We start from the raw sequence: 23727 nt of genomic DNA on the forward strand, positions 1-23727 counted from the left end.
GGGCGCCGAACCCCGCGCACCCATTCCTCTCCCGTCCCCCCCACCACACCGGAGGAGAACAGATGCACAGCTCAGCCCTGCCCGGGCGCTCACCGGCAAGCCGCCGGCCGATCGCCCTGCTCGCCGTGCTCGCCCTGGCCGCCGCCGTGCTGCTGGCCTGGCAGACCCCCGCCCGGGCCGCCTCGTGGACGCCGAAGACCGCGCCCATGACGACGCCCTGGACCAACCAGGTGCCGGTCGACAATCCGCTGCCCGAGTACCCCAGGCCGCAGCTCACCCGCCCCGACTGGGCCAACCTCAACGGCATCTGGGACTTCGCGGTGACCGCCGTGGGGGCCGGCCAGCCGGCCTCGTTCAACGAGAAGATCCGGGTGCCCTTCGTCGCCGAGTCCGCGCTCTCCGGCGTCCAGCGGCAGGTCTCGCAGAACGACAAGCTCTGGTACAAGCGGACCTTCACCGTCCCGGCCGGCTGGAACGGGCGGCGAGTGCTGCTCAACTTCGGCGCCAGCGACTGGCAGACCACCGTCTGGGTGAACGGACAGCAGGTCGGCGCCGCGCACAGCGGCGGCTACGACGCCTTCGGCTACGACATCACCCCGTACCTGACCGCGGGCACCAACACCGTGGTGGTCTCGGTCTACGACCCGACCCAGACCGGCGGCGGCGCCGTCGGCAAGCAACGCAACAACAACAGCGTCACCCCGCACTCCGGCGGCGGCATCTTCTACACCGCGGCCTCCGGCATCTGGCAGACGGTCTGGCTGGAGCCCGTCGCCCCGGCCCACATCAGCCGGCTCGACCTGGTGCCCAGCCTGACGGACAACACCCTGCGGGCGACCGTCCTCGCCGACGGTGCCAACGGGCAGAGCGTCCGGGTCACCGTCTCCACCGGCGGCACGGTGGTCGGCACCGCCACCGGCGCGGTCGGCGGCCAGATCGCGGTACCCGTGCCCAACCCGCACGTGTGGTCCCCGGAGGACCCGTTCCTCTACGACGTCCGCGCCGACCTGGTCTCCGGCGGCAGCACCGTCGACTCGGTCGGCAGCTACGCCGGCATGCGCACCATCGCCGTGGCGAAGGTGAACAACGTCCTGCGGCCGGTGCTGAACGGCAAGTTCGTCTTCCAGACCGGCACCCTGGACCAGGGCTACTGGCCGGACGGCATCTACACCGCGCCGACCGACGCGGCCCTGCGCTCCGACCTCCAGGCGCACAAGGACCTCGGCTTCAACATGGTGCGCAAGCACATCAAGGTGGAGCCGCAGCGCTGGTTCTACTGGGCGGACAAGCTGGGCCTGCTGGTCTGGCAGGACATGCCGGCGATGGACACCCGGACGCCCGACGCCGCCGCCCGGACCCAGTGGGAGGCCGAGTACCACCGCATCATCGACCAGCACCGCAGCTCGCCCGCGCTGATCCAGTGGGTCGACGAGAACGAGGGCTGGGGCCAGTACGACCAGGCCCGGATCGCCAATGACGTCAAGGCCTACGACCCGTCCCGGCTGGTCGACAACATGAGCGGTGTCAACTGCTGCGGCGCGGTGGACGGCGGCAACGGCGACGTGGTCGACAACCACGTCTACGTCGGCCCCGGCAGCACCCTGCCCACCGCGACCCGGGCCGCCGTGCTCGGTGAGTACGGCGGGCTGGGGTTCCGGATCCCGGGCCACGAGTGGTACCCGGGCGGCGGGTTCAGCTACGAGGACCAGCCCAGCCAGGCGGCCCTCACCGACCGCTTCGTCGGACTGATCGACAGCCTGCGCAACAACCAGATGCCCGCCGGGCTGTCGGCGTCGGTCTACACCGAGATCACCGACGTGGAGAACGAGGTCAACGGCCTGCTCACGTACGACCGCCAGGTGGTCAAGGTGGACGCCGCTCGGGTGAAGGCCGCGAACCTGGCGCTGATCGACGCCTCCCGCAACCCCCCGGCGCCGGTCACCCTGCCGACCGGGCAGTACAAGTCGCTGCGGGTCACCACGCCCGGCTTCACCAACCGTTACCTGCGGCACTTCACCGGTCTGGCCAACACCGAGGTGGTCGACGCGAACAGCAGCGCGGTGCTGAGGAGCGACGCGACCTGGAAGATCGTCCCCGGTCTGGCGGACGGCTCCTGCTACTCCTTCGAGTCGCGGAACTACCCCGGCGAGTACCTGCGCCACCGGGACAGCAGGGTCTACCGGGAGGCCGGCAGCGGCGCGCTGTACAACTCGGACGCCACCTTCTGCGCGCGCCCGGGGAGCGGCGGGGTCCGGCTGACGGCGCTCGCCTACCCGGACCGCTACCTGCGGCACATCAACTCCGAGGTGTGGATCGCCACCCAGGGCGGCAGCAACCCGTGGGACGGCAACCCGGGCAGCTTCCTGGCCGACACCACGTGGTCGGTCGACGCCCCCTGGGCGCCGTGACCCGGAGCGGGCCGTACCGGCGGCCGGGCCGCCGAGGCCCGGTCGCCGGCCGGGCGAACGCCGTGGTGCGGGGCGGCACCCAGCCCCGCACCACGGCCGACCCGGTGTCCGGTCAGGGGTAGCTGACCAGGTTCGCCACGTTGCTCCCGGAGTTGGCCGCGGCACCGCTGTTGTTGATGACGTGGCTGATCGTCCCGGTACCGCCGAGCGAGACGGTCACCATGTCGTGGAAGCGGACGCCCGCGGTGTTCGGCACCTCGAAGGAGTGCGCCTCGACGACCGCCGGGTTGACGTTGAAGTAGGCGTAGCTGCCCAGCCCCCACGCCTCGTGGCTGGTCACCGTGGACGCGACCTTGTACGCCGCCCAGCCCTGGGTGGAGCCGTTCATCCAGGCGCTCTGGTTCGGCGGGTCGTAGGGCAGTTCGTTCTGGTAGAAGTACGTCCGTCCGCCGTTGCCGTTCCAGATGGTCTGGTACTGCTGGTAGTGCTCGACGAACAGGCCGTACATGGTGACGTCGTTGCCGTTCACCACCAGGCCGTTGGCGGCGGTGTTGGAGGTCCAGCCGACACCGCTGCCGTGGTCGGCGCGCCACAACCACATGTGGTCGCCGATCACGTTGTTGCTGTTCACCACCAGGCTCTGAGCGGCCTTGCCGACGCCCGCGCCGCCGATCCGGAAGAACACGTCGCTCAGCGAGGTCGGGTTCGCCGCGTGGCTCGCGGTGGAGCCCGCCGGGCCGACCTGCATCAGCACCGAGGAGCTGGTGGTGCCGGCGTCGATCAGCAGTCCGGCCAGCTTGACGCCGTCGACGTCCGCGACCGAGAGCGCGGTGACGCCGTTGTCGGGGACGAGGGTCGCCAGGCCGAGGCCCAGCACCACGGTGTCCGGGCGGGTCACCCGGATGGTGTCCGAGAGGTGGAAGACACCCGGGGTGAACAGCAGGTTCTTCCCGGCGGCCAGGGCGGCGTTGATGGTGACGGCCGAGTCGCCGGGCTTGGCGATGAAGAACTGCGAGATCGGCAGCGAGGACCCGGCGGTGCTGCCGCCTGCCCAGCTGGTGCCGGAGGTGTTGGTCCGCAGCGCGGGCACGAACACCTGGTAGCCGCCGGACTGGTCGACGTACAGGAAGGGCTTCTCCCGGACGGCCGGGGCCTGGCCGACCGCGGTGATCGGCGGGTTGGGGAAGGTGGTGGCCGGGGCGCCGTTGACGCCGACGAAGACCATGTTCCAGTTGGACCCGGACCAGCTGCCGAACTGGTCGCCGCGGGACAGCCACTGCTGCTGGGAGCCGGAGCGGACCTGGCCGTCGATCTTCGAGTCGGACAGGAATCCGCCGCTGGACCAGCCGCCGTCGTCCAGCTGCAGATCGCCGCGGATGTGCACCCGGCGCATCGGCGCCGCCTGCGAGACCGCCCAACGGTCCGTTCCCCCCGAGGGGTTGACCGAGAAGTTCTCGGCGTCCCGCCAGAAGTTCTGGGTGGCGTTGCCCTGGAACCAGTCCGCCTCGGCGTGCACGGCGCCGTTGATGGTGACATCGTCGGGGGAGAGGCCGAGGCCCGCCACCTGGGTGTAGAAGCCCACGTTGGCATCGACGTTGTAGCTGCCGGGCTTGAACAGCAGGGCGTACCTGGCGCTGCCGAACTGGTTGCTCTCCTGCTGGGAGAAGACCGAGTTCAGCGTCGACTGGATGGTCGAGGCCGGCATCGACGGGTCGAAGATTTTCACGTTGGGCCCGAAGTCCGGCGTGCCGTCCGGGGGTACGGGCGTGCCGAAGGAGAAGGACTGTGCGCCGGTGCCGTTGCAGCTGTACTGGCCCAGTTGGACGCTGTCGGCGGTCGAGGCGGCCGGCACGTCCAGGCACTTGCCGCTGTTGCGGTTGACGAAGTGGTAGTAACCGCCGCCCTCGGCGACCGGCTGCCACTGCTGGTTCAGGCCTCCGGAGTAGGACCACAGCTGGACGAGGGCGTTGTCGGCGGCCGAGACGCCGGTGACGTCCCAGGCCCGGCTCGCGTCGATCCGGCTGTTGACCCGGACGTTGCCGGCGTCGGTGCCCTGGAGCTGCCACTGCTGCGCGGTGGTGCCGTTGCAGGCGTACTGCTGGACGGCGGTGCCGTCGGTGGCGGCCGCCGCGCGGGCGTCCACGCACTTGCCGCTGGCCTTGTTGACGACCGAGGTCCAGCCGGTGGGCAGAGTGTCGGCTGCCTGGGCGTGCGGCGCGGTGCCGAGGGTGAGCCCGAGGGTGGCCAGCAGGGCGCCGGTCACCGCCAGGGACAGGCCCCGGCGCCCGGCTGCGGGCGGTTTCGGCTCTGCGGGCCGCGGGAGTTGGGCTGTGGTCATGAAGGTCCTCCATCCCCGGCGCCGGTGGGGCGGCGCCGGCCTAGAGCGCGTCTTCAAAGGCGATGGGCTGATGAGCGATCATGTTGGTCGTGATTCGTCGTCATGAGCTGTCGGACGTGGAGTGGGAGGTGCTGTCCCGTCTCCTGCCGCGAGCGGGGACGGGACGGCCTCGGGCGGACGACCGGATGGTGCTGAACGGGATCGTGTGGAAGCTGCGGACCGGCTCGGCGTGGCGGGACGTGCCGGAGCGGTACGGCTCGTGGCAGAGCCTGTACACGCGTTTCCGCAGGTGGGCCTTGGACGGGACCTTCACCCGGATGCTGCGCTCGATCCAGGCGGAGAAGGACGCGGCCGGAGACATCGACTGGCTGGTGTCGGTCGACTCCACGATCGCCCGTGCCCACCAGCACGCGGCCGGCGGCCGCAAAGGGGGCTCCCGACTGGGACAAAGCGGATGATCACGCCCTCGGTCGATCCCGGGGCGGACTGACCACGAAGCTCCACCTCGCCTGCGACGGGCGGGGACGCCCACTGGGCCTGGTGGTCACCGGCGGGAACGTCAACGACTGCACGCGCTTCGAACAGGTCATGGCCGACATCCGCGTGCCCCGCCTCGGGGCGGGCCGCCCGCGCACCCGCCCCGACCACGTCCTGGGCGACAAGGGCTACAGCTCCCGCGCCATCCGTACCTACCTCCGTCGGCGCGGCATCGCCCACACCATCCCGGAACGCGCTGACCAGGCAGCCGGCCGCCGCCGAAGGGGACGACACGGCGGACGGCCGCCCGGTTTCGACAGGGAGAAGTACACCCACCGGAACACAGTCGAACGCTGCTTCAACCGGCTCAAGCAGTACCGCGGCATAGCAACCCGCTACGACCAGACCCGCGAGTCCTACCAGGCCGCCGTCACTCTCGCCTCAACCCTGCTCTGGATCAACCTTTGAAGACGTGCTCTAGGGGGCCCGGCGCCGGTGGTCCGCTCATCGGCTGCCGGACGGGTGTCGCGGGGGTGTGGCCTGGTGCCGCGTGAGCTCGTGCTGCCTCGCGCGGGGCATGCCGAGCCGGCCGGCGAACGGGGTCGGGGACCGTCGCGGATGCTGCCCGTACGTCGGCGCGGTGGCGCGAACGGGCTTTGTTCGGCTCTTAGTTCAAGTCGCGATTTAACTGGTCTAGACAGGGCCGCGTCAAGGCTTCGGGCGGGTCGGCTCCTCGGCCGGCGGCGGGCACCGCGCGCCACGGCGGGCGAGTTGGCGACCCCGGCGGCATGAACGGCCTGCTCCGTGGATGGGGCGAGGTCCTCGGCGGGTCGGCTCGGCAGGCGATCCGGCGGCGGTGGATTCGCGGTCGCGGGAGAAAATTTTGCGCACCACGCAATATTGCCTGCCGCGCAGATTCTTCCTAGGGTGGAGCCATGACGAACGACATGCCGGGGGCCGGCGACTCCCCGGGGGGCCTGCGGGAGCGCAAGAGGCTGGCCACCCGGCAGGCCCTGAGCTGGGCGGCCCTGCGCCTGTCCCAGGAGCGGGGGCTGGAGAACGTCCGGATCGACGACATCGCCGCCGAGGCGGGGGTGTCGCCGCGGACCTTCAACAACTACTTCTCCAGCAAGTACGAGGCGATCGTCTCCCGGAGCGCGGACCGGATGCTCCAAGCGGCCGTGGCCCTGCGGGCCCGGCCGGCCGACGAGCCGCTCTGGGAGGCCCTGGAGCAGGTCGTCCTGGCCAACTTCGAGGAGGCGGACCGCAGTCCGGACCCGGCCTGGACGGCCGGTGTGCGCCTGTTGCTCGCCGAACCCGCCCTGCGGGCCGAGATGATGAAGGCCGGCGCCGCGACCGCGGGCGAATTCGCGGCGGCCGTCGCCGCGCGCACCGACACCGACATCGACACCGACCTCTACCCGGGCCTGGTCGCCGCCGCCGTGATGGCGGCCCAGCAGACGGCCACCGACCGGTGGCTCCGGGCCGACCCGCCCGTCCCGCTGCTCCCGCTGGTGCGGGAGGCTCTCGGGATGCTTGCCGCGGGCCTGCCGGACCCGTCCGCGGGTCGCCCGGCGGGGTAGCCCGGCCCGGCCGTCCTACGCCCTCGGCGGCGGGCCCTGCCCGCGCCGGAGCGGCCCCAGTCATGTTCTTGTCATGCCCTTGCCGTAATGCGGGGCATGCCGTGCGGCGCCATGTCCCCACCGAGGGGCCGAACGCCGGCCCCCCGACAGATCCTCCGGAGGAGAAGACCGATGACATTCGACGTCTTGATCGCCGGCGCCGGCCCCAACGGGCTGATGCTGGCCTGCGAACTCGGCCTGGCCGGCGTCCGCCCCGTGGTCCTGGAGCAGCTGCCGGAGCGCAGTGGGGAGCCCAAGGCCAACGGACTGGTCGGACAGGCCGTCCGGCTGCTCGACCACCGCGGCCTCTACGAAGGTCTCGGTGGCGGCCCCGGCGCGCCCAGGCCCGTACCGCACTACGTCTTCGGGGCCTTCACGCTGGACCTGGGCGGGCTCGACCCCAACCCCGTCACCATCCTGCCGGTGCAACAGCGGCTCCTGGAAGCGCAGTTGGAGGAGCGTGCGCTGGCCCTCGGCGTCGAGATCCGGCGCGGACACCGGGTGGTCGCCCTGACCGAGCAGGAGCACGGCGACGGCGACCCGGCCGGGGGCGAGTCGGGCCCGGTCACCGTCGACGTCGAGGGCCCCGACGGTGGCTACCGCCTGCGCACCCGCTACCTGGTCGGCTGCGACGGCGGCCGGAGCACCGTCCGCAAGCTGGCCGGGATCGCCTTCCCCGGCGTCACCGGCCCGGACCTGGTGTCCAGGACGGGGCACATCAGCCTGCCCGGGTCGCTGCTGGTGGCGGGGACGGGCGAACTCGACATCCCCGGCTTCGGCCGGCTGCGGCCGTTCACCCACACCCGCACCGAACGGGGGGTGATCGTCTTCGCGGCACCCGAACCCGGCAAGCCGCTGCTCAGCACGCTGGAGTGGGGGCCGCCGCCGGCCGGCGAGGACGGTCCGATGACGCTGACGGAGCTGCGCGCCAGCGCCGGCCGGGTGCTCGGCGTCGAACTGCCCGTCGAACCGCCGACTTCGCCCGGTCCGCACCTGCTGCGCCGCGTGACGGGCGGGAACACCCGGCTCGCCGAACGCTACCGGCACGGACGGGTACTGCTGGCCGGCGACGCCGCACACGTGCACTCGGCGGTCGGCGGGCCCGGCCTCAACCTCGGACTGCAGGACGCCGCCAACCTCGGCTGGAAGCTCGCCGCCACCGTCCAGGGCTGGGCGCCGCCCGGCCTGCTGGACACCTACCATGCCGAACGCCACCCGGTCGGCGAGCGGGTGTTCGTCCACTCGCAGGCCCAACTCGCCCTGATGGCACCGGGCGAGGGCGTCACCGCGCTGCGCGGGCTGTTCGCCGAACTGCTGCGGAACAAGGACAACGTCCAGCACATCGCGGACACGCTCGCGGGCAGCGACGTCCGCTACGCCATGACGTCCGCGCACCCGTTGGCCGGTCGGTTCGTCCCGGACACCGACCTGGAAACCGCCTCCGGGTCCACCCGGCCGGCCGAACTCATGCGTGGTGGGCGGCCGTTGCTGCTGGACCTGACCGGCGGAACCGGGCTGCCGGCGGCCACCGCGGCGCCCTGGAAGGACCGGATCGACGTGGTCGCGGCCGGCTGCGCCCGGCCGCCGGCCGCCGCCCTGCTGATCCGCCCGGACGGCTACGTGGCCTGGGCCGCGGCGGTCGGCGAGCCGGACGGGCAGGTCGTCGAAGGGCTCGGCTCGGCGCTGGCGGCCTGGTTCGGTGCGCCCGCCGCGGACCGAACGCGCCCGGCCTGAGCAGGCCCGACCTGGGACCGCCCGGCCGGGCTCCGGACGCGCGTGGGTGCTGTCCCCGGCGGTGCGGCAGCACGGCCGGGGACAGCGGATCGGGTGGCCCGGCCCGGGTCAGGGGCCCGGCCGAGGGGTCAGCAGGGGCCGTCGTCGCCCCAGACGCCCCACTGGCCGCTGGCGGTCGGGACCTCGTTCAGCGTCCACCACTTGGCGTGGTAGTTGTGGCCGGCGTACGAGACCTGGTTGCCGTTGGTGTAGGTGGTGCCCGCGTTCCACGGCGGGGCCGTGCAGACCCCGCCGGGGTTGGTCGGGGAGACGGTCGGCGAGGCGGTGGCCGTGGGGCTGGCGCTCGGGGTGCTGGTGGGCGGGGTGGCGCCGGCGAACTTCACCGTGTACTTGGTGAAGTCCCAGTCGGCCTGGGCCACGCTGGAGCAGGCTCCGGACAGGCCCGGGTCGACGGTGCCGGAGCACTGGCGGTCGCGGTTGACGGACCAGTACGTGTAGCGCGCCAGCCCGTGCGAGGTGGCGAAGTCCAGCACGGTCTGGAAGTCGGCCTGCTTGAAGTACTCGGCGGCGTCGGTGCGGCCGTTCATCAGCGAGACACCCTCGTGGGCGTAGGCGACGGACTCGCTCCAGCCGAAGGTGGTGCGCAGCAGGCCGTTGAACTTCACCAGCGCGTCGGTCTGCGCGGCGGCGCCGTTGAACCCGCCGTCGAACGGCATGATGGAGAAGTTGTTGGGCGTGAAGCCCTGCGACTTCGCCTCGTTGAGCATCTGCTGCCCGAACCAGCCGGTGCCGGCGTTGGTGCCGGCCGTGGTGATCGAGACGTACAGGCCGGGGTTGTTCTGCTGGAGGATCCGGGCCGCGCCGATCTCGTTGTGGATCGCCGCGGTGTTCTCGTACTCCGGCTCCTCCAGGTCGAAGTCGATGGCCTTCAGCGCGTACTTGGTGATCACCTTCTGGTAGCCGGCGGCGGTCGCCTCGGGGGTGCCGCAGCTCTGGCCCAGCTTGTTGCCGCCGTAGCCGCCGATCGAGACCGAGACGTCGCCGCCCTTGTCGCGGATCTTCTGGATCACGGCCGGCATGGTGGTGTCGGTGTCGATCGAGGAGGTGCCGCCCCAGGCGGGCTTGCAGCCGCCGGAGTCGAGGATGAAGGCCAGCTGGAACGCCTTCTGGCCGGTGGCGTCCATCACGGCCGCGACGTCCGGCGGGCTGTTGTCCTCCGGCATCAGGTACGGCGCGGAGGCGTACCAGTTGCTGCTGAGTGCGGTGCTGGCGCTGGCGGAGGCGAGCGCGTCGCCGCCGGTGGCCAGCGCGGTCAGGCCACCGGCCAGCAGGCCGAAGGCGGCCATGGCCGTCACGGCGCGGCGGCGCCGACGGTGGCGGCCGGGTACGGGAGGTGCGGATGCCACCGGGGGCCGGCTTCGTTCCATGGTGAACCTCTCAGGGCAGGCTGTGGGGGAGGCCGCCCGCCCAGGGTGTGGGGGGCCGTGACCCGTACGCCGGAGGGGACTTGGGCGCCGGGCAGCGGGCGGATCGGCCTGCCCCTAAGTTGGACTAGACCAGTTGACAGGTCAAGGCCTGAACGCCTGCGGAACGCCCGCGGCCGATGATTTGACCAACCGTTGACCCGCGGGCGAGGGCGCGCGGACACCGCTCTCCGGTCGTCGCCCGCCGCCGCCGGACGGCTGTTCGTCGCCGCACGAGCGGCCGTCCGTCCGTCGGTCGGCCCGTCGGCCGGTTTGTCAGGCGGCCCGGCACCCCGCCGTCGGCCGGTCGGAGACAGCCGGAAGGGGCGCGCCGCGCAGCAAGTGCGTGGTGCGCCCCTTCCGCCGAGGTCCGGTCGAGGCCCGGCCGTCGGAAGCCGGCAGCCGTCAGGCCTGGCCGAGCGGCTCCGAGGGGTTGAGCAGCACGAAGTCCGCTCCGTTCGGGTCGAGGCAGACGGCGAGCCGGCCGACCCCCTCCGCGTCCTGCGGGCCCATCTGGACGCTGCCGCCGTTACCGGTCACCTTGGCGACCGAGGCGTCGCAGTCCGCCGTGCCGAACACCGGATGCCAGTAGGCCTTTCCACCGGTGGCCTGCAGGAACTGCGGCGGGAGCTCCATCAGGCCGCCGTGCATCCGCTCCGGCGGCAGCCCGGCCGGGGTGATCAGGGTGTACACACCCTCGTCGCCGCCGGGGAGCGGCTGGTCCTGGTACGTCCAGCCGAAGACGCCGCCGTAGAAGGCCTGGGCGGCCTTGGAGTCGGTGGTGTAGAGCTCGATCCAGCTGAGGCTGCCGGCCGCGTCCACCAATTCCAGGGCCGGTTCGTCGCCGCCCGGCTGCCAGATCGCGAACTGCCCGCCCTGCGGGTCGGTGAGCTGGGCGATCCGGCCCCCGTCGGGGACGTCGAACGGCTTCCCGCGTACCGCGCCGCCGGCCTCGGTGACGGCCCGGGTGGTGGCGTCGGCGTCCGCGACGCGGAAGTAGACCATCCAGGCCGAGCGGGCGCCCTCCTCGGTGAGCTTGCCGATCGCGCCGACGGTACGGCCGCCGAGCTTGAGGGCGCCGTACCCCTGCGCCTCCTCGCCGTAGGACTCGAATTCCCAGCCGAAGACCGCGCTGTAGAAGCCGGCCGTGGCCTTGACGTCCGGGGCGCCGAGGTCCAGCCAGCACGGGGAGCCGGGAACGAAGTCAGTGGTGATCATGATGATTCCCTTCGGGTGTCCCTTGCCCAGCCAGATTGGCAGCCGGCACCGGCACCCGCCCGTCACCTGCGGCAGTCGGGGGACGGCTGCCGCAGGTGACGGACGGGGGACACCCGTCCTCGACCGGGGGCGGCCGTGCCGCACCCGGCGGCCCGGTGGGCGCGGGAAGCTGCGTGCCGGACCGCCGGGCGCCCGGTGCCTCAGCCCCGGGGGAGGACCACCGACTGCACCTCGGGCAGGTGGCGCCAGTCGCTGGAGACGATGCTGGCGTGCGCGGCGGCCAGCTGGGAGGCGCGAGCGCGGGCCTGGTCGGCGGTCGGGTCGGTGGCGCTGATCGCCGGGGCGACGTTCTGCGCGTCGGTCATCACCAGCAGGTAGTGCCGGGCGTCGTACCAGCCGGTGTCGACACCGGAGACGTACGCGGCCGCGTCGCCGTCGAAGACCACGAACCAGGGGCGGATCGAGGCCTCGGAGTACTGGTCGCGCGGGTCGCCGGAGCGGGCGCCGTGCACCACCGGGAACACCTGGGCGCGCGCGAGCTGGCCGGCCGCGGCGAGGTCGCGCAGGTAGCGGGCGTACTCCACGTCCGTGTGCAGGGTGTCGAAGGGGTTCTGCTCCTCGACCGTGCCGGGTATCACGTCCACCAGGACGCGCCCGGCGAGCGAGGCGCGGCTCGGCCAGTTGCCCGCACGGGCGGCCTCGTCGAGGGTGGCGTACGAGCCGCCGGCGGGCTTGGCGAGCAGGTCCGCGGGGCGCAGGACGGCGCTGCCGAGGTGGGCGGCGATCAGGGCGTCGAGCTGCGCCGGGCCCATCCCGCGGTTGGCGGCGAAGCCGCCCTTCAGCTCCAGCTTGACCACCAGCGGGCCGGCCGCCGGGTGGGCGCCGAGCCAGACCCGGACGTCGTCCAGGCAGGTCTCCAGGTTCTTGTTGGCGCCGCCGGTGTAGAGCTGCGCGGGGGTGGTCGCGCTGACGCAGTTGTTGGCGTTGCCGAGCGGGTTCGAGTGGCTGACCTTCCACTCCTTGGTGACGGTGTCCGTCCACGCGTCGAGCTCGATCATGCCGGTACCGGTGTCCAGGGCCTGGGCGAGGAAGGGGAAGGCGGCCGGGTCGTAGGTGTTGTGCAGCCCGACCGTGGTCGCGGAGCCGAACGGGAGGTCCCCCGGGCCGGCCGCCTCGGCGGGTACGGCGACGGCGACGGCGACCGCGGAGGCGGCCAGGAAGAGGGCGGCGGCGGCGATGATGGGGCGTACGGACACGGTGTCTCCTCGTCAGATGCCGGGACGGCGGCGAAAGCCTGGTCCATCCGAGCGGATTCGAGGTGACATGACAAGGAATTCTCCTGACACCGCGTCGGAAGTTCTGACCGGCGGTGGGAGAGCGTGGCCCGGACGAACGTCCCCTGTGGCGGAGGGGGTTCACGAGGGCGGGGCGACCGGAGGGGCGACCGCCCGTCGCCCGCACGCAGGCGCCCGGCGTCACCCGCGACCGCCCGTCGCCCGCACGCAGGCGGCCGGGCCACCCCGGCGCGATGTGCGTCGGGGTGGCCCGGCCGGTGGTCGGGCGAGGAACTACCTTGCGGTCACTGGGAGACCCGGACGTAGTCGACCAGCATCTTCTGCGGGAACACGGTCGAGGCGTCCGGCGAACCGGGCCAGTCACCGCCGACCGCGTTGTTGAGGATGATGTAGAAGGGGTGGTCGTAGACCCACGGACCCCGGGTCTGCTCCAGAGTGCTGCGGTTGACGGTGAAGAAGGCGTTGCCGTCGACCGAGAAGGTCATGTGGCTGGAGTCCCAGTCCAGGGCGTAGGTGTGGAAGGCCGAGGCGAAGTCGGTGCCCGGCAGCGTGTACGGCGAGCCGTAGCCGGCCGCGCCGAAGTAGGCGGGGGCGTGCAGCGTGGAGTAGACGCTGTCCGCGACCTTGCCGACGTGCTCCATGATGTCGATCTCACCGCAGTTGGGCCACGGCGTACCGGTCTTGAAGTCGGACCCGAGCAGCCAGAATGCCGGCCACAGTCCCTGGGTGCCGGTCACCTTGATCCGCGACTCGACGTGGCCGTAGGTGAAGTTCAGGTGGTCCGAGGTGTTGATCCGGCCGGAGGTGTACTGGCAGGTGGTGCTGCCGCTCAGCGGGTCGCGCGGGCAGGCGGAGCCGGGAGTGACCTCCTTGCGCGCCTCGATCACCATGTTGCCGGTGCCGTCCTGGTACGTGTTCTTGTTGCCGGTGGTGTAGTACTCCAGCTCGTTGTTGACGCCCGCGCCGGCGTCGCTGGTCCACTTGGACTGGTCCGGCCCGGTGCCGGCGGCGGCGTTGAACTCGTCGCTCCAGACCAGCTTCTGGGGGTTGCCCGGGTTCGGCGGGGTGGCCGGCGGGGCGGTCGGGTTGCCGCCGGTGCCGTACACGTCGAAGCCCCAGAGCGAGTAGCCGTACGCGGTGCCCCGCGCGGTGCCGTACATCCGGACGTAGCGACCGGTGCCCGAGACGTTCAGCGTCTCCTTGAAGCCGGCGCCGGTGGTGGTGGAGTAGATCGTGGTCCAGTTGGCCCCGTCGGCGGAGGTCTGGATCTGGTAGGCCTTGGCGAAGGCCGGATCCCACTGCAGGACGACCTTGCTGACGGTGGCGCTCGCCCCCAGGTCGACGGCGATCCAGGCCGGGTCGCTCCAGCCGGTGGTGGCGTTGGTGGCCCAGCGGGTGGCGGCGTTGGCGTCGAAGGCCTTGGCCGGCGTGCAGCCGGAGCAGTTGCCGTCGTCCTGGAAGGTGGAGGCGGTGGCGGGCTTGGCGTAGGACAGCAGCACCGGGCCGTTGTCGGCCGGCGTGCCGGTGAACACCTGGAACTCCCAGAGCGAGTAGCCGTACTGGGTGGCCCGCTGGGTGCCGTACATCCGGACGAAGCGGCCGGTGCCGGAGAGCGTGATCAGCTCGGTGGCGCCGGGGCCGGTGGTGGTGGAGTAGACGGTGGTCCAGGTGTTGCCGTCGGAGGAGATCTGGATCTGGTAGGCCTTGGCGAAGGCGGCCTCCCAGCTCAGCTGGACACCGCAGACCGACTGGACGGAGCCCAGGTCGACCTGGATCCACTGCGGGTCGATGGCCGAACTCGACCAGCGGGTACCGGTGTTGCCGTCGAAGGCGGCGCTCGCCGGGGTGCCGGCGTTCTCGGCGGTGGAGGCGCTGGCGGTGTGGTTCAGGGCCGCGTTGTTGGTGCTGCACCCGCCGCCGGTGCCGCTGCCGCTGCCGTAGACCTGGAACTCCCAGAGCGAGTAGCCGTACTGGGTGGCCCGCTGGGTGGCGTTCACCCGGACGTAGCGGCCGCTGCCGGTGACGTTCAGGGTCTCGGTGCCGCCGGCGCCGGTGGTGGTGGCGTGGATCGTGGTCCAGGTGGTGCCGTCGGCGGAGGTCTGGATCTGGTAGGCCTTGGCGTAGGCGGCCTCCCAGTTGAGCACGACCTGGCCGATCGTCACGGTCGAGCCGAGGTCGACCTGGATCCACTGCGGGTCACTGGCCGAACTGGACCACCGGGTGCCGGTGTTGCCGTCCACGGCGGCCGAGGCGGGGGTGCCGGCGTTCTCCACCGAGGAGGCGGTCACCGGCTTGCCCTGGGACAGCAGGGTGCCCGCGGCCCGCGCGGGGCTCCCGGTCACGGCCAGCACGAGGCCGGCGAGCAGGGCGACCACCAGCAACAGGGTGACGGAGCGCCGGGCGTGGGCCGGGCCGTACCGCGTTCGGAAGTCGAAAGGAAGGGTGGGCACGAAACCTCCTGGGGGGAAGCGGTTCCGAATGGGTGGGGTTGGCGCTGCGGATCGCTGGAGAGTTCGTACGGCCGGGCGGGGGAGGGTGGGGAGAACGCTCTCCGACAGGGGTGATGATTGCGGCGTCGTTTCCGACGTGTCAAGGCATGTGCACGCGGAGCGATGCAATAGGTCGCTTTTGTATGGGTTCTGACGTTAATTCTGGAACACGGCGGTGCTCCGCCGGAACCCACCGGGCGGGCTGTGCGCGGGCATGCCGAAGGGGGTGACGGCACCGGCGCGCCGCCACCCCCTGTACCGCACTCAGGTCAGCTCAGGGTCACCACCGGGGGCGGATTGCTGCCGCTCCAGGTGCCGTTGAAGCCCAGGGTGACCGAACCGCCCGGGCCGACCGCCCCGTTCCAGGCCGCGTTGGCGCAGCTGACATGGGTACCGGTCTGGGTGCAGACGGCGCTCCACGCCTGGGTGAGCTGCTGGCCGGCGGTGAAGTTCCAGTCCAGGTGCCAGTTGCTCAGCGAGGCCCCCGCCGGGCAGCTGACGGTGACGCTGCCGCTGAAGCCGGTGTTCCACTGGTTGGGCACCGTGTAGGCGGCGGAGCAGCCGGCGCCGCCGGGCGGCGGCGTGCTGGTGGCCGTCGGGGTCGGGGTCGCAGTCGGGCTCGGGGTGGCGGTGGCCGAGGGGGACGGGGACGCCGTGCCGCCGCCCGGGGTACCGCCCAGGGCGGTGGCGACCGTCCGGACCGCCGGCTTGGGCTGGTAGTTCTCGTCGTACAGGGTGGCGGCGCCGTAGCCGGAGAACACGCTAGGCACCCAGGAGTCCGCGTCGGAGACGTCCCAGCCGGTGATTCCCCTGCAGCGGGTGACTGCCAGGCAGGCCTTCACCACCGTGCCGTAGTCGGTTGCCTGTTGGGCCAGCTTGGCCTGGGTGGAGGGGGTCTGCATCCGGACGTCCAGCTCGGTGACGGCGACGTCCACGCCGAGATCGGCGAAACGCTGGAGGTTGGCCTGCAGGGTGGACGGGACCTGCCCGAGCACGAAGTGCGCCTGGAACCCTACCCCGTCGATCGGGGCGCCCTGCGCCTTGAGCGAGCGGACCAGGTTGTAGAGGGCGTCGCTCTTGGTCCCCAAGCCCTCGACGTTGTAGTCGTTGATGTACAACTTGGCGGCCGGGTCGGCCTGGTGGGCCCAGGTGAGGGAGTCGGCGACGAATCCGGCGCCGAGTGTGCCGTACCAGGGCGAGGAGCGGTAGGTGCCGTCCTCGTTGAACAGCTCGTTGAGGACGTCCCAGGCGTAGATCTTGCCCTGGTAGCGCCCGACCTCGGTGGCGATGTGCTGCTGGAGGATGCCGCGCAGCTCGGTCGCGCCGAAGCCGCCGTTGGTCAGCCAGCTCGGGTTCTGGCTGTGCCAGACCAGGGTGTGGCCGCGGACCTGCTGGTTGTGGGCCTGCGCGAAGGCGACGATCTGGTCGGCCTCGGCCCAGTTGAAGCTGCCCCTGGTGGGTTCGACGGAGCCCCACTTCATGGCGTTCTCGGGGGTCAGCGAGTTGAACTGGCCGCCGGCCAGGGCGGCGTACTGGGTGTTGCCGCTGAGCTTTCCGCCGGCCACCGCGTTGCCGATGTAGACGCCCTTGGCGGCGGCCAGGTCGCGCAGCGGCGGGTCGGCGGCCTGGGCGGCCGCCGGGAGCAGGACGGCGCCCAGCGCGGTGCAGACCAGGGCCGTCACGGCCAGGGCGGCTCGCCGCAGCGGGCCGCCGGCCCGGGCGGGCGGTGCGGTGCGGGCGGGGGCACCGGTGCCCGGGGGCACGTTGGTGCGGGTGGGCGGCTCGCCGCCGGGGGTGGGGTGTCGCACGGGGGTGGTCCTTTCGGGTGGGGGAGGGCCGTACCTTGGGCACGCCGTGGACCGGCGGGCGGTGCCGGGCCCGTACCGGGGCAGGCCGGTACGAGGCCGGGCCGCTCGCTCGGTCAGGCGCAGACCGCGCCGTTCAGGGTGAACCGCGCGGGAGCGTTGTCGGCGCCGGTCCGGTCGGCCTGGAAGCCGAAGCTCGCCGTTCCGCCGGCCGCGAGGGCGCCGTTCCACCCGAGGTGCTCGGCGGTGACGCCGGCCCCGCTCTGGGTGACAGCGGCGTTCCAGGCGTTGGTGATGCGCTGGTCCGCGGGGAACGACCAGCCGAGCGACCAGCCCTGGAGGGCGGTCGGACCGGTGTTCGTCAGGGTCACGGTGGCGGTGAACCCGCCGGCCCACGTGCTGTCCACGTGGTAGGCGACCCGGCAGGAGCCGGTGGCCGGCCGGTCGTCGTCGGCCTCGGTGGCGGTCAGGGCGGCACTGCCGGCGCCGGGGCCGGTCAGCGTGAAGACCGCCGTGCCGCCGGTCGTGTCGGCGTCCTGGGCGGCGGCCACGGTCACCGTCTGCTCGGTGGACCAGTTCGCCGGGGTGAAGATCGGCGCCGATCCCGTGACGACCGTCAGGTCCGGGTCGCCGGAGGCGCGGGCCACCGTGACGGCGACGTTCCCGGTGGGCGCGGCCGACAGCCGGACCCGGACCGGGACGCTGCCGCCCTCCGGGACGCTCACCGTGCCGGGGCTCACCAGGATCCGCGGCGCGGGCTGCGCGGGCGGGCCGTGCCGCTCGGCCGCGTAGGCGGCCAGCCAGGCGAGCGGGGCGTTCCAGTTGATCGCGACCTCGTTGGTGGAGTACGAGCCGATGTCGTCCAGGTAGCAGGTGGCCGGCTTGCAGCCCGCCAGCCGGGCCTGGGCGACCGGGTCCTGGATGCCGGAGTTGGGGCCGCCGGCGAAGGAGCCGGCCGGCGGATGCGGGAGCGAGGCGTCGTTCTGGTGGGCCCAGAACCGGTGGTGCTGGTTGGCCGAGGCGTGCTCGCCGTAGCCGGTGACGTAGGACTGGTTGAGCGCGTTGCGGCCGAGCAGGTAGTCGAGGGCCTCCAGGGCGCCGGTCCGGTAGCGCTCCTGGCCGGTGAGTTCCTGGGCGACCGCCATCACCACGGCGTTGTTGGCGACCTGGCTGTCGGAGCCCCAGATGTACCCGTCCACAGGCAGTGGCACGGCGTAGCCCTGGGCGTCCATCGTGGCGAGGTGGCGGTCGGCGGCCGAGGTGACGGAGGCGCGGACCCGGGCCAGGTCGGCGGCGGGCAGGCCGACGCCCGGGACGGTGGCCAGGGTGATCCGGCCGAGCGCCGCCGTGTCGGACCACGAGAAGCCGCCCGGCGCGAACACCTCGGCGGTGTGGAACGCGGAGCCGGTCACCGCGTCCCGGTACTGGGCCTCGCCGGTGGTCGCGTACAGCTCGGCGGCGGCCCAGTAGAACTCGTCGCCGACCTGCGCGTCGTCGTAGGCGCCGCCGCCGGTGGTGTCGGAGGCCGGTGCGAGCATCGCGGGGTTCGCCCGGGCGGCCGCCCAGGCGCGGCGTCCGGCGTCCAGGCATCCGGCGGCGAAGGCGGCGTCGTAGCGGGCGTACACCCGGGCGCACTGGGCGGCGGTGGCGGCCAGGTTGAGGGTGGCGGCGGTCGACGGCCGGTGCAGCTCGCGCTGTTCGCCGTCCAGCTCGGGCCTGGTCGGCAGATCGGTCCAGCTCGCGTCGTGGATCTTGTGGAAGGCCATCCCGGCGAGCGGTTTGCCGTCCGGGATCTGCATCCGCAGCAGGAACTCCAGCTCCCAGCGGGCCTCGTCCAGCACGTCCGGCACGGCGTTGCCGCGTTCGGGTACCCGCAGGGTCGAGTCGCCGAGCGCCGCGTCCGCCCCCGCCCGCCCGGCCCGCTCGAAGGAGTTGACCAGCTGCCAGGTGGCGATGCCGCCGTTGACCACGTACTTGCCCTGGTCGCCGGCGTCGTACCAGCCGCCCCGGACGTCCTGGGTCCAGTCGCAGACGCCCGCCCGGCAGGGCACGGCGACGTCGCCCCGGTTGGGCGCGACCCCGAGGTGGCCGGCCGGGCGGCCGTAGCCGGCGCCGGCCAGCGCGGGGTCGACGGCGATGCCGCTGCGCTGCTGGTAGAAGAAGGAGAGGCTGTCCGCGCGCAGCCCGTCGTAGAGGCCGGCGGAGATGTCGAACGGATAGCCGGTCTGCCCGTTCACCACCAGGGTGAACCCGGTGCCCGTCCCGGTGTACGCGGAGAAGTCCACCAGGTGGGTCGGGTCGCCGGAGGCCGGGTCGGCGCCGTGCACGAGGGTGCTGCCGGTGGCGACGACCCGCCCGCCGGCGTCGTGCAGCTGCCAGCCGAGCGGGGTGCTCGCGGAGCTGACCACGGTGGCGCGTTTGGGCCCGTCGGGCAGGTAGCCCAGCTGGTTGACGCGGACGGCCGGGCCGGTGTCCGCGGCCTGCGCGCCGGCGGCTGTGGCGCGGGCCGGGGCGGCCGCCGCGAGGGCCGGTGGGGAGGTCAGGGCGGCGCCCGCGAACAGGGCGGCGGCCAGCAGTGCGGGGGCGGACCGGTCGCCGGCGCGCCGGGCGGGGGCGGGGGTGGTGACGGGAGGCACGGTGGGGGAGCCTTTCGTCGGGCGGGGGCGGGGGCGGGGGCGGGGGCGGTGGCGGGGGCACCGCCCCGGGGCGGCGTGCCCCGGGGGCGGGGCGGGTGGTGCCCCCGCCCCCGGAGTACGACGGTCAGGAGGAGGCGGTGCAGCTGAGCGCCGGCGCGGTGTTGCCGCCCGACCAGGTGCCCTGCAGCCCGAAGGTGGTCGAACCACCCACCGGGAGCGTCCCGTTGTAGGCCAGGCTGGCCGCGGTGACGGTGGCGCCCGTCTGCTGCACGGTGGCGTTCCAGGCGCTGCTCAGCTGCTGGCCGGACGGCCAGGTCCAGCCGACCTGCCAGGACTTGGTGGCCGCGGTGGCGGTCACCGTCACGGTCGCCGTGAAGCCGGTGCTCCACTGGTTGTCGATGTGCCAGCCGGCCGTGCACCCGGCGCCGCCGCTGCCGCTGCCGGCCGTGGTGGCGCTGACGGCGGCGGAGGCCGCCGACACGTTCCCGGCGGCGTCCCGGGCCCGGACGGTGTACGAGTACGCCGTGGCGGCGGCCAGGCCGGTGTCGGTGTACGAGGTGCCGGCGGTGCTGCCCACCAAGGTTCCGCCGCGGTAGACGTCGTAGCCGGTGACGGCGACGTTGTCGGTGGCGGCCGTCCAGGCCAGCGAGACCGTGGCGGCGGTGGTGCCGGTCGCGGCCAGGCCGGCCGGGGTGCCGGGCGCCTGGGTGTCCCCGCCGCCACCACCGCCGGTCGCGCCGAAGCCGGGCGCCTTCACGTCGGCGAGGTAGGCGTCCTTGGTGGTGTTGACGGTGGTCCAGTCGTCGTTCAGGATCCCGCCGGTGTCACCGGAGTTGGGGTTCCACGACCAGAACGTCCAGCTGATGCTGTCGGCCCCGTACTGCGCGGTCGGCCGAAGGTACTGCACCAAGGCCTTGAGCCACTTCTGGTCGACGGTGGCCTGCAGGGTGGTGCCGAACTCGCCCACCCAGACGGGGGCGATGTTCTGGTTGAACAGGTAGCCCCAGTTCTTGTCCCAGATGCCCGGCATGTTGGCGGGGAAGGACGGGTCGGAGAACCAGGTCTGCTGGGCCACGCTGGTCGCGTAGTCGTGCACCGAGTAGACCAGCCGGTTGGGCACGTTCAGCCGGACGGGGTACTGGCCGGCGCCCTGGAGGTTGCCGCCCCACCAGTACGAGCTGCCGTTGAAGGACTGGTTGCCCTCGACGAAGACCAGCACCTTGGGGTTGGCGGCCAGCACCGCGTTGCCGGCGCGTTCGGCGGCGAGCCGCCAGTCGATCGTGGTGTCGCCGCAGCCCCAGCAGGCCGGGTCGTGCGGCTCGTTGTGCAGGTCGATGCCGATCATGGCGGGCTTGCCCGCGTACCGGGTGGCGAGGGCGGTCAGGTCGCTGATCCAGGTGGTCTCGGGGACGGCGGCGGTGTACCAGAGCGCGGACTGGCCGGCGGAGTCCGGGCGGTGGCGGTCCAGGATGACCTTGAGGCCGGTGGTCCCCGCGTAGTCGACGATCTTGTCCATGACCTGGAGTGAGTTCAGGCCCTGAAGGTCCGCGTTCATGCCACCCGAGGTGTTGACGCTGACGGGCGAGGTGCCCTTGAAGATGTCGTCGCTGTAGGGCAGCCGGATGGTGTTGTAGCCGAGCGACTTCATCTGGTCGATCATGCTCTTGTAGTCCCGGGACCAGAGCCCGTGCGGAACGTAGTTGGCGGTCTCGAAGCCGAACCAGTTGATGCCGGCGATGCGGACCGGGCGGTTGCTCTCGTCGAGCAGTTGGCGGCCGCTGGTGTGCCAGTAGCCGGAGCCGGCCGCAGTGGCATCGGCCGTGGTGGCGGCCGCTGCGGCGGCCGGGGTCGCGGCGCCGGCGGCCTGTGCGGCCGGGACGGTGGCGATGAGCGCGGTTGACGCGAGGGCGACGGCCAGCAGGGCCTCGCGCAGGCGGCGTACGGGGTGGAGCACGTCGCTGTCCTCTCTGGGACGGTCCGGCAGGGGGTGCGGAGGGTGCGCGGCGAACGTGGGTGGGGCTGAGGTGGGAGCGCTCCCATAGCTGACGTCGGAGGACGCCTTCGGTTCCTGCCGGAGGTGGGGGGATGGAGCCCGGTGGCGAAGGCGGGCACGCCGAGTGGGCGGGGTCCAGTGAATCCATGGACGGTCGGGGCGTCAAGAGCGAGTTCAGCATTCAATGCTTGAACGCAAGTGCCGGACACGGCCGCCGGGCCCGCCGGTGGCAACCCGGCCACCCCGTCCACCGGCTGACGGACCGTGGGCCGGACCACGCGGCCGTCGGCCGTCGCCGAGCCGACCACCGGCCCCGGACGCGCGGAGCGGGGGCGGCCCGGACCACGGACCGCCCCCGCCCTCACAGCCGTCGCCGACCCGGCCGGCCTGCCCCGATCAGGCCAGCTGGGCCGCCTGCAGACCCGCGTACGCCCCACCGCTGCGCAGCAGTTCGGCGTGCGAGCCGATCTCGGCGATCCGGCCCTCGTCCAGCACCACGATCCGGTCCGCGCCCTTGATGGTCGACAGCCGGTGCGCGACCACGAACACCGTCCGACCCCGCACCAGCCGGCCCAACGCCTGCTGCACCAGCGCCTCCGAACGGGAGTCCAGCGCCGAGGTGGCCTCGTCCAGCACCAGCACCCGGGGGTCGCGGATGAGCGCGCGGGCGATCGCCAGCCGCTGCTTCTGCCCGCCGGAGAGCCGCGCGCCACGCTCACCCACCACGGTGTCCAGACCCTGCGGCAGCCGGTCGATGAACTCCAGCGCGTTGGCGTCCCGCAGCGCGGTGCGGACGCTCTCCTCGGTCACCGCCGGCATCCCGTACGTGACGTTCTCCCGGACGGTGCCCTCGAAGAGGATCGACTCCTGCGGCACCACCGAGAGGAACTTGCGGTAGCTGCGCAGGTCGAGCGACTCCATGTCCTGGCCGTCCAGCAGGATCCGGCCCTCGGTGGGGCGCAGGAAGCCGATCACCAGGTTGAGCACCGTCGACTTGCCGGCGCCCGAGCCGCCCACCAGGGCGATGGTCTCGCCGGGGCGCACGGTCAGGTCGAACCCGCTGATCGAGGGCCGGTCCGCGCTCTCGTACCGGTAGCCGACCCCGCGGAAGTCCACCCGGCCGCGGACCTGCTCGACCTCGGCCTTGCCGGAGTTGACCTCCAGGTCCGGCGCCTGCAGCACCTCGCCGGCCGAGCGGACGGACGCCAGCCCCTTGCCGATCACCGGGGTCAGGCTCATCAGGCTGGTCACCGAGCCGGTCAGGGTGGAGAAGTAGGCGCTGAGCATGACCACCTGGCCCGCGCTGACGTTCATCCAGCCGTAGTACGCGACCAGCGCGGACCCGGCCAGGCAGCTCACCCCGATGGCGTTCAGCAGGATCCAGGTGAGCGCGCCGAAGCGGCCGTTCAGCAGGTCCAGCCGCAGCCCGGCGCTGAGCACCGAGCCGAGCGTCCGGTCGACCCGGCGCAGCGCGGTCCGCTCCAGCCCGTGGGCCCGGGTTATCGGGATCAGCGTCGTCATCTCGTTGATCCGGGAGGAGAGTTGCTCGACCTGGACCCGGAACGACTCGTTGTCGGAGCGCAGCCGCTCGCGCAGCCGGACCACCAGCAGGGCCGAGGCCGGCACCACGACCAGGAACACCGGCAGGAACACCGGGGCCTGCACGGCGAGCACCACCACGCCGCCGGTCAGCGTGGCGATGGCGCCCAGCCCCATGTCGGCGGTCTGCTGGGTGGCGTTCTCGATGCCCTCGACGTCCCGGACCACCTTGGCCTGGAGCACCCCCGCGCTCACCCGCGAGTGGTAGCCGATCGAGAGCTGCTGCATCCGGTGGCAGAGCGCCGACCGCAGCCGGGTGCCGGTACGGCGGATGCTGCCGTGCATCCAGCGCACGTAGAGCAGGTGCAGCGGCAGGTTGAGCAGCAGGATCACCAGCAGGACGGCGGCGTTCCACCAGAGCACCGGGATCGGCTGGTGCTCAACCACCACGTCGATGATGTTCGCGGTGATCAGCGGGAGCAGCCAGACCGGCGTGTGCTTGGCGAAGTAGGCGAGCACGGCGAGCAGCACCCGCCGCCGGTCGGGATGGAACAGGTAGAGCAGGGTACGGACGGGGTGTTCGCCACGGTAGCGGTGGCTGAGCGGGCCTTCCGGCAACGCCATGAACGTCTCCTGGGGCGGAGGTCGGTGCGGAGAGGGACCTGAGGGGGCCCCATCCTCGCAGCGCGGGCACCCGTCGCGACACCGCA

12 protein-coding genes and 1 pseudogene are annotated in these 23727 nt (G+C 72.5%); 4 read left to right on the plus strand and 9 right to left on the minus strand.

The window, feature by feature from the left end; genetic code table 11:
* Positions 1 to 62 precede the first annotated feature (62 nt).
* Entirely contained in the window at positions 63 to 2408 is a 2346-nt protein-coding gene (locus OG689_RS38065; protein ID WP_266326133.1) for an AbfB domain-containing protein, read from the plus strand.
* 112 nt (positions 2409 to 2520) lie between these two features.
* Here OG689_RS38065 and OG689_RS38070 read toward each other — a convergent pair whose 3' ends face one another.
* A complete protein-coding gene (locus tag OG689_RS38070; protein WP_266326135.1) occupies positions 2521 to 4746 on the minus strand; it encodes an RICIN domain-containing protein in 2226 nt (741 codons plus the stop codon).
* A 92-nt stretch (positions 4747 to 4838) separates the two neighbouring features.
* On the opposite strand from OG689_RS38070, the pseudogene OG689_RS38075 reads away from it, so the two are divergent.
* From OG689_RS38075 to OG689_RS38085, 3 genes and pseudogenes are all read left to right on the plus strand, one after another.
* Positions 4839 to 5691 (plus strand): annotated as a pseudogene (locus OG689_RS38075) (IS5 family transposase).
* 467 nt (positions 5692 to 6158) lie between these two features.
* Positions 6159 to 6806, plus strand: coding sequence for a TetR family transcriptional regulator (locus OG689_RS38080; RefSeq protein WP_266326137.1), 648 nt, complete (start codon positions 6159 to 6161; stop codon positions 6804 to 6806).
* Between the two features lie 171 nt (positions 6807 to 6977).
* The gene (locus OG689_RS38085) at positions 6978 to 8579 is read left to right on the plus strand and encodes an FAD-dependent monooxygenase (protein ID WP_266326139.1); all 1602 of its coding nucleotides are present in this window, start codon (positions 6978 to 6980) and stop codon (positions 8577 to 8579) included.
* 128 nt (positions 8580 to 8707) lie between these two features.
* Here the strand turns inward: OG689_RS38085 and OG689_RS38090 are convergent, their stop codons facing one another.
* The 8 genes from OG689_RS38090 to OG689_RS38125 all read right to left on the minus strand — a co-directional run bounded on the left by OG689_RS38090 (position 8708) and on the right by OG689_RS38125 (position 23641).
* Positions 8708 to 9925 (minus strand): carbohydrate-binding protein, encoded by a 1218-nt coding sequence (locus OG689_RS38090; protein WP_266327731.1) that lies wholly within the window; start codon positions 9923 to 9925, stop codon positions 8708 to 8710.
* 522 nt (positions 9926 to 10447) lie between these two features.
* Positions 10448 to 11260 carry a VOC family protein gene (locus tag OG689_RS38095; protein WP_266326141.1) on the minus strand — a complete coding sequence of 271 codons (813 nt, stop codon included), beginning with the start codon at positions 11258 to 11260 and terminating at the stop codon, positions 10448 to 10450.
* 200 nt (positions 11261 to 11460) lie between these two features.
* Positions 11461 to 12516 carry a phosphatidylinositol-specific phospholipase C domain-containing protein gene (locus tag OG689_RS38100; RefSeq protein ID WP_266326143.1) on the minus strand — a complete coding sequence of 352 codons (1056 nt, stop codon included), beginning with the start codon at positions 12514 to 12516 and terminating at the stop codon, positions 11461 to 11463.
* A gap of 323 nt (positions 12517 to 12839) precedes the next feature.
* Positions 12840 to 14930, minus strand: coding sequence for a discoidin domain-containing protein (locus OG689_RS38105; RefSeq protein ID WP_266327733.1), 2091 nt, complete (start codon positions 14928 to 14930; stop codon positions 12840 to 12842).
* Between the two features lie 383 nt (positions 14931 to 15313).
* On the minus strand, positions 15314 to 16726 hold the full coding sequence (locus OG689_RS38110; RefSeq protein ID WP_266327735.1) for an endo-1,4-beta-xylanase: 1413 nt from the start codon (positions 16724 to 16726) through the stop codon (positions 15314 to 15316).
* A gap of 239 nt (positions 16727 to 16965) precedes the next feature.
* On the minus strand, positions 16966 to 19485 hold the full coding sequence (locus OG689_RS38115; protein WP_266326144.1) for a glycoside hydrolase family 9 protein: 2520 nt from the start codon (positions 19483 to 19485) through the stop codon (positions 16966 to 16968).
* A 124-nt stretch (positions 19486 to 19609) separates the two neighbouring features.
* Positions 19610 to 21439, minus strand: coding sequence for a cellulase family glycosylhydrolase (locus OG689_RS38120; protein WP_266326146.1), 1830 nt, complete (start codon positions 21437 to 21439; stop codon positions 19610 to 19612).
* 435 nt (positions 21440 to 21874) lie between these two features.
* Positions 21875 to 23641 carry an ABC transporter ATP-binding protein gene (locus OG689_RS38125; RefSeq protein ID WP_266326148.1) on the minus strand — a complete coding sequence of 589 codons (1767 nt, stop codon included), beginning with the start codon at positions 23639 to 23641 and terminating at the stop codon, positions 21875 to 21877.
* Between the last annotated feature and the right edge of the window lie 86 nt (positions 23642 to 23727).

The organism is Kitasatospora sp. NBC_00240, from assembly GCF_026342405.1.
Taxonomy (GTDB): Bacteria; Actinomycetota; Actinomycetes; order Streptomycetales; family Streptomycetaceae; genus Kitasatospora.

What these genes read in the sequence shown, in the direction of transcription:
- OG689_RS38065 (WP_266326133.1), top strand. Translation starts at nt 63, where the DNA reads ATGCACAGCTCAGCCCTGCCCGGGCGCTCACCGGCAAGCCGCCGGCCG.
- OG689_RS38070 (WP_266326135.1), bottom strand. Translation starts at nt 4,746, where the DNA reads ATGACCACAGCCCAACTCCCGCGGCCCGCAGAGCCGAAACCGCCCGCA.
- OG689_RS38080 (WP_266326137.1), top strand. Translation starts at nt 6,159, where the DNA reads ATGACGAACGACATGCCGGGGGCCGGCGACTCCCCGGGGGGCCTGCGG.
- OG689_RS38085 (WP_266326139.1), top strand. Translation starts at nt 6,978, where the DNA reads ATGACATTCGACGTCTTGATCGCCGGCGCCGGCCCCAACGGGCTGATG.
- OG689_RS38090 (WP_266327731.1), bottom strand. Translation starts at nt 9,925, where the DNA reads ATGGCCGCCTTCGGCCTGCTGGCCGGTGGCCTGACCGCGCTGGCCACC.
- OG689_RS38095 (WP_266326141.1), bottom strand. Translation starts at nt 11,260, where the DNA reads ATGATCACCACTGACTTCGTTCCCGGCTCCCCGTGCTGGCTGGACCTC.
- OG689_RS38125 (WP_266326148.1), bottom strand. Translation starts at nt 23,641, where the DNA reads ATGGCGTTGCCGGAAGGCCCGCTCAGCCACCGCTACCGTGGCGAACAC.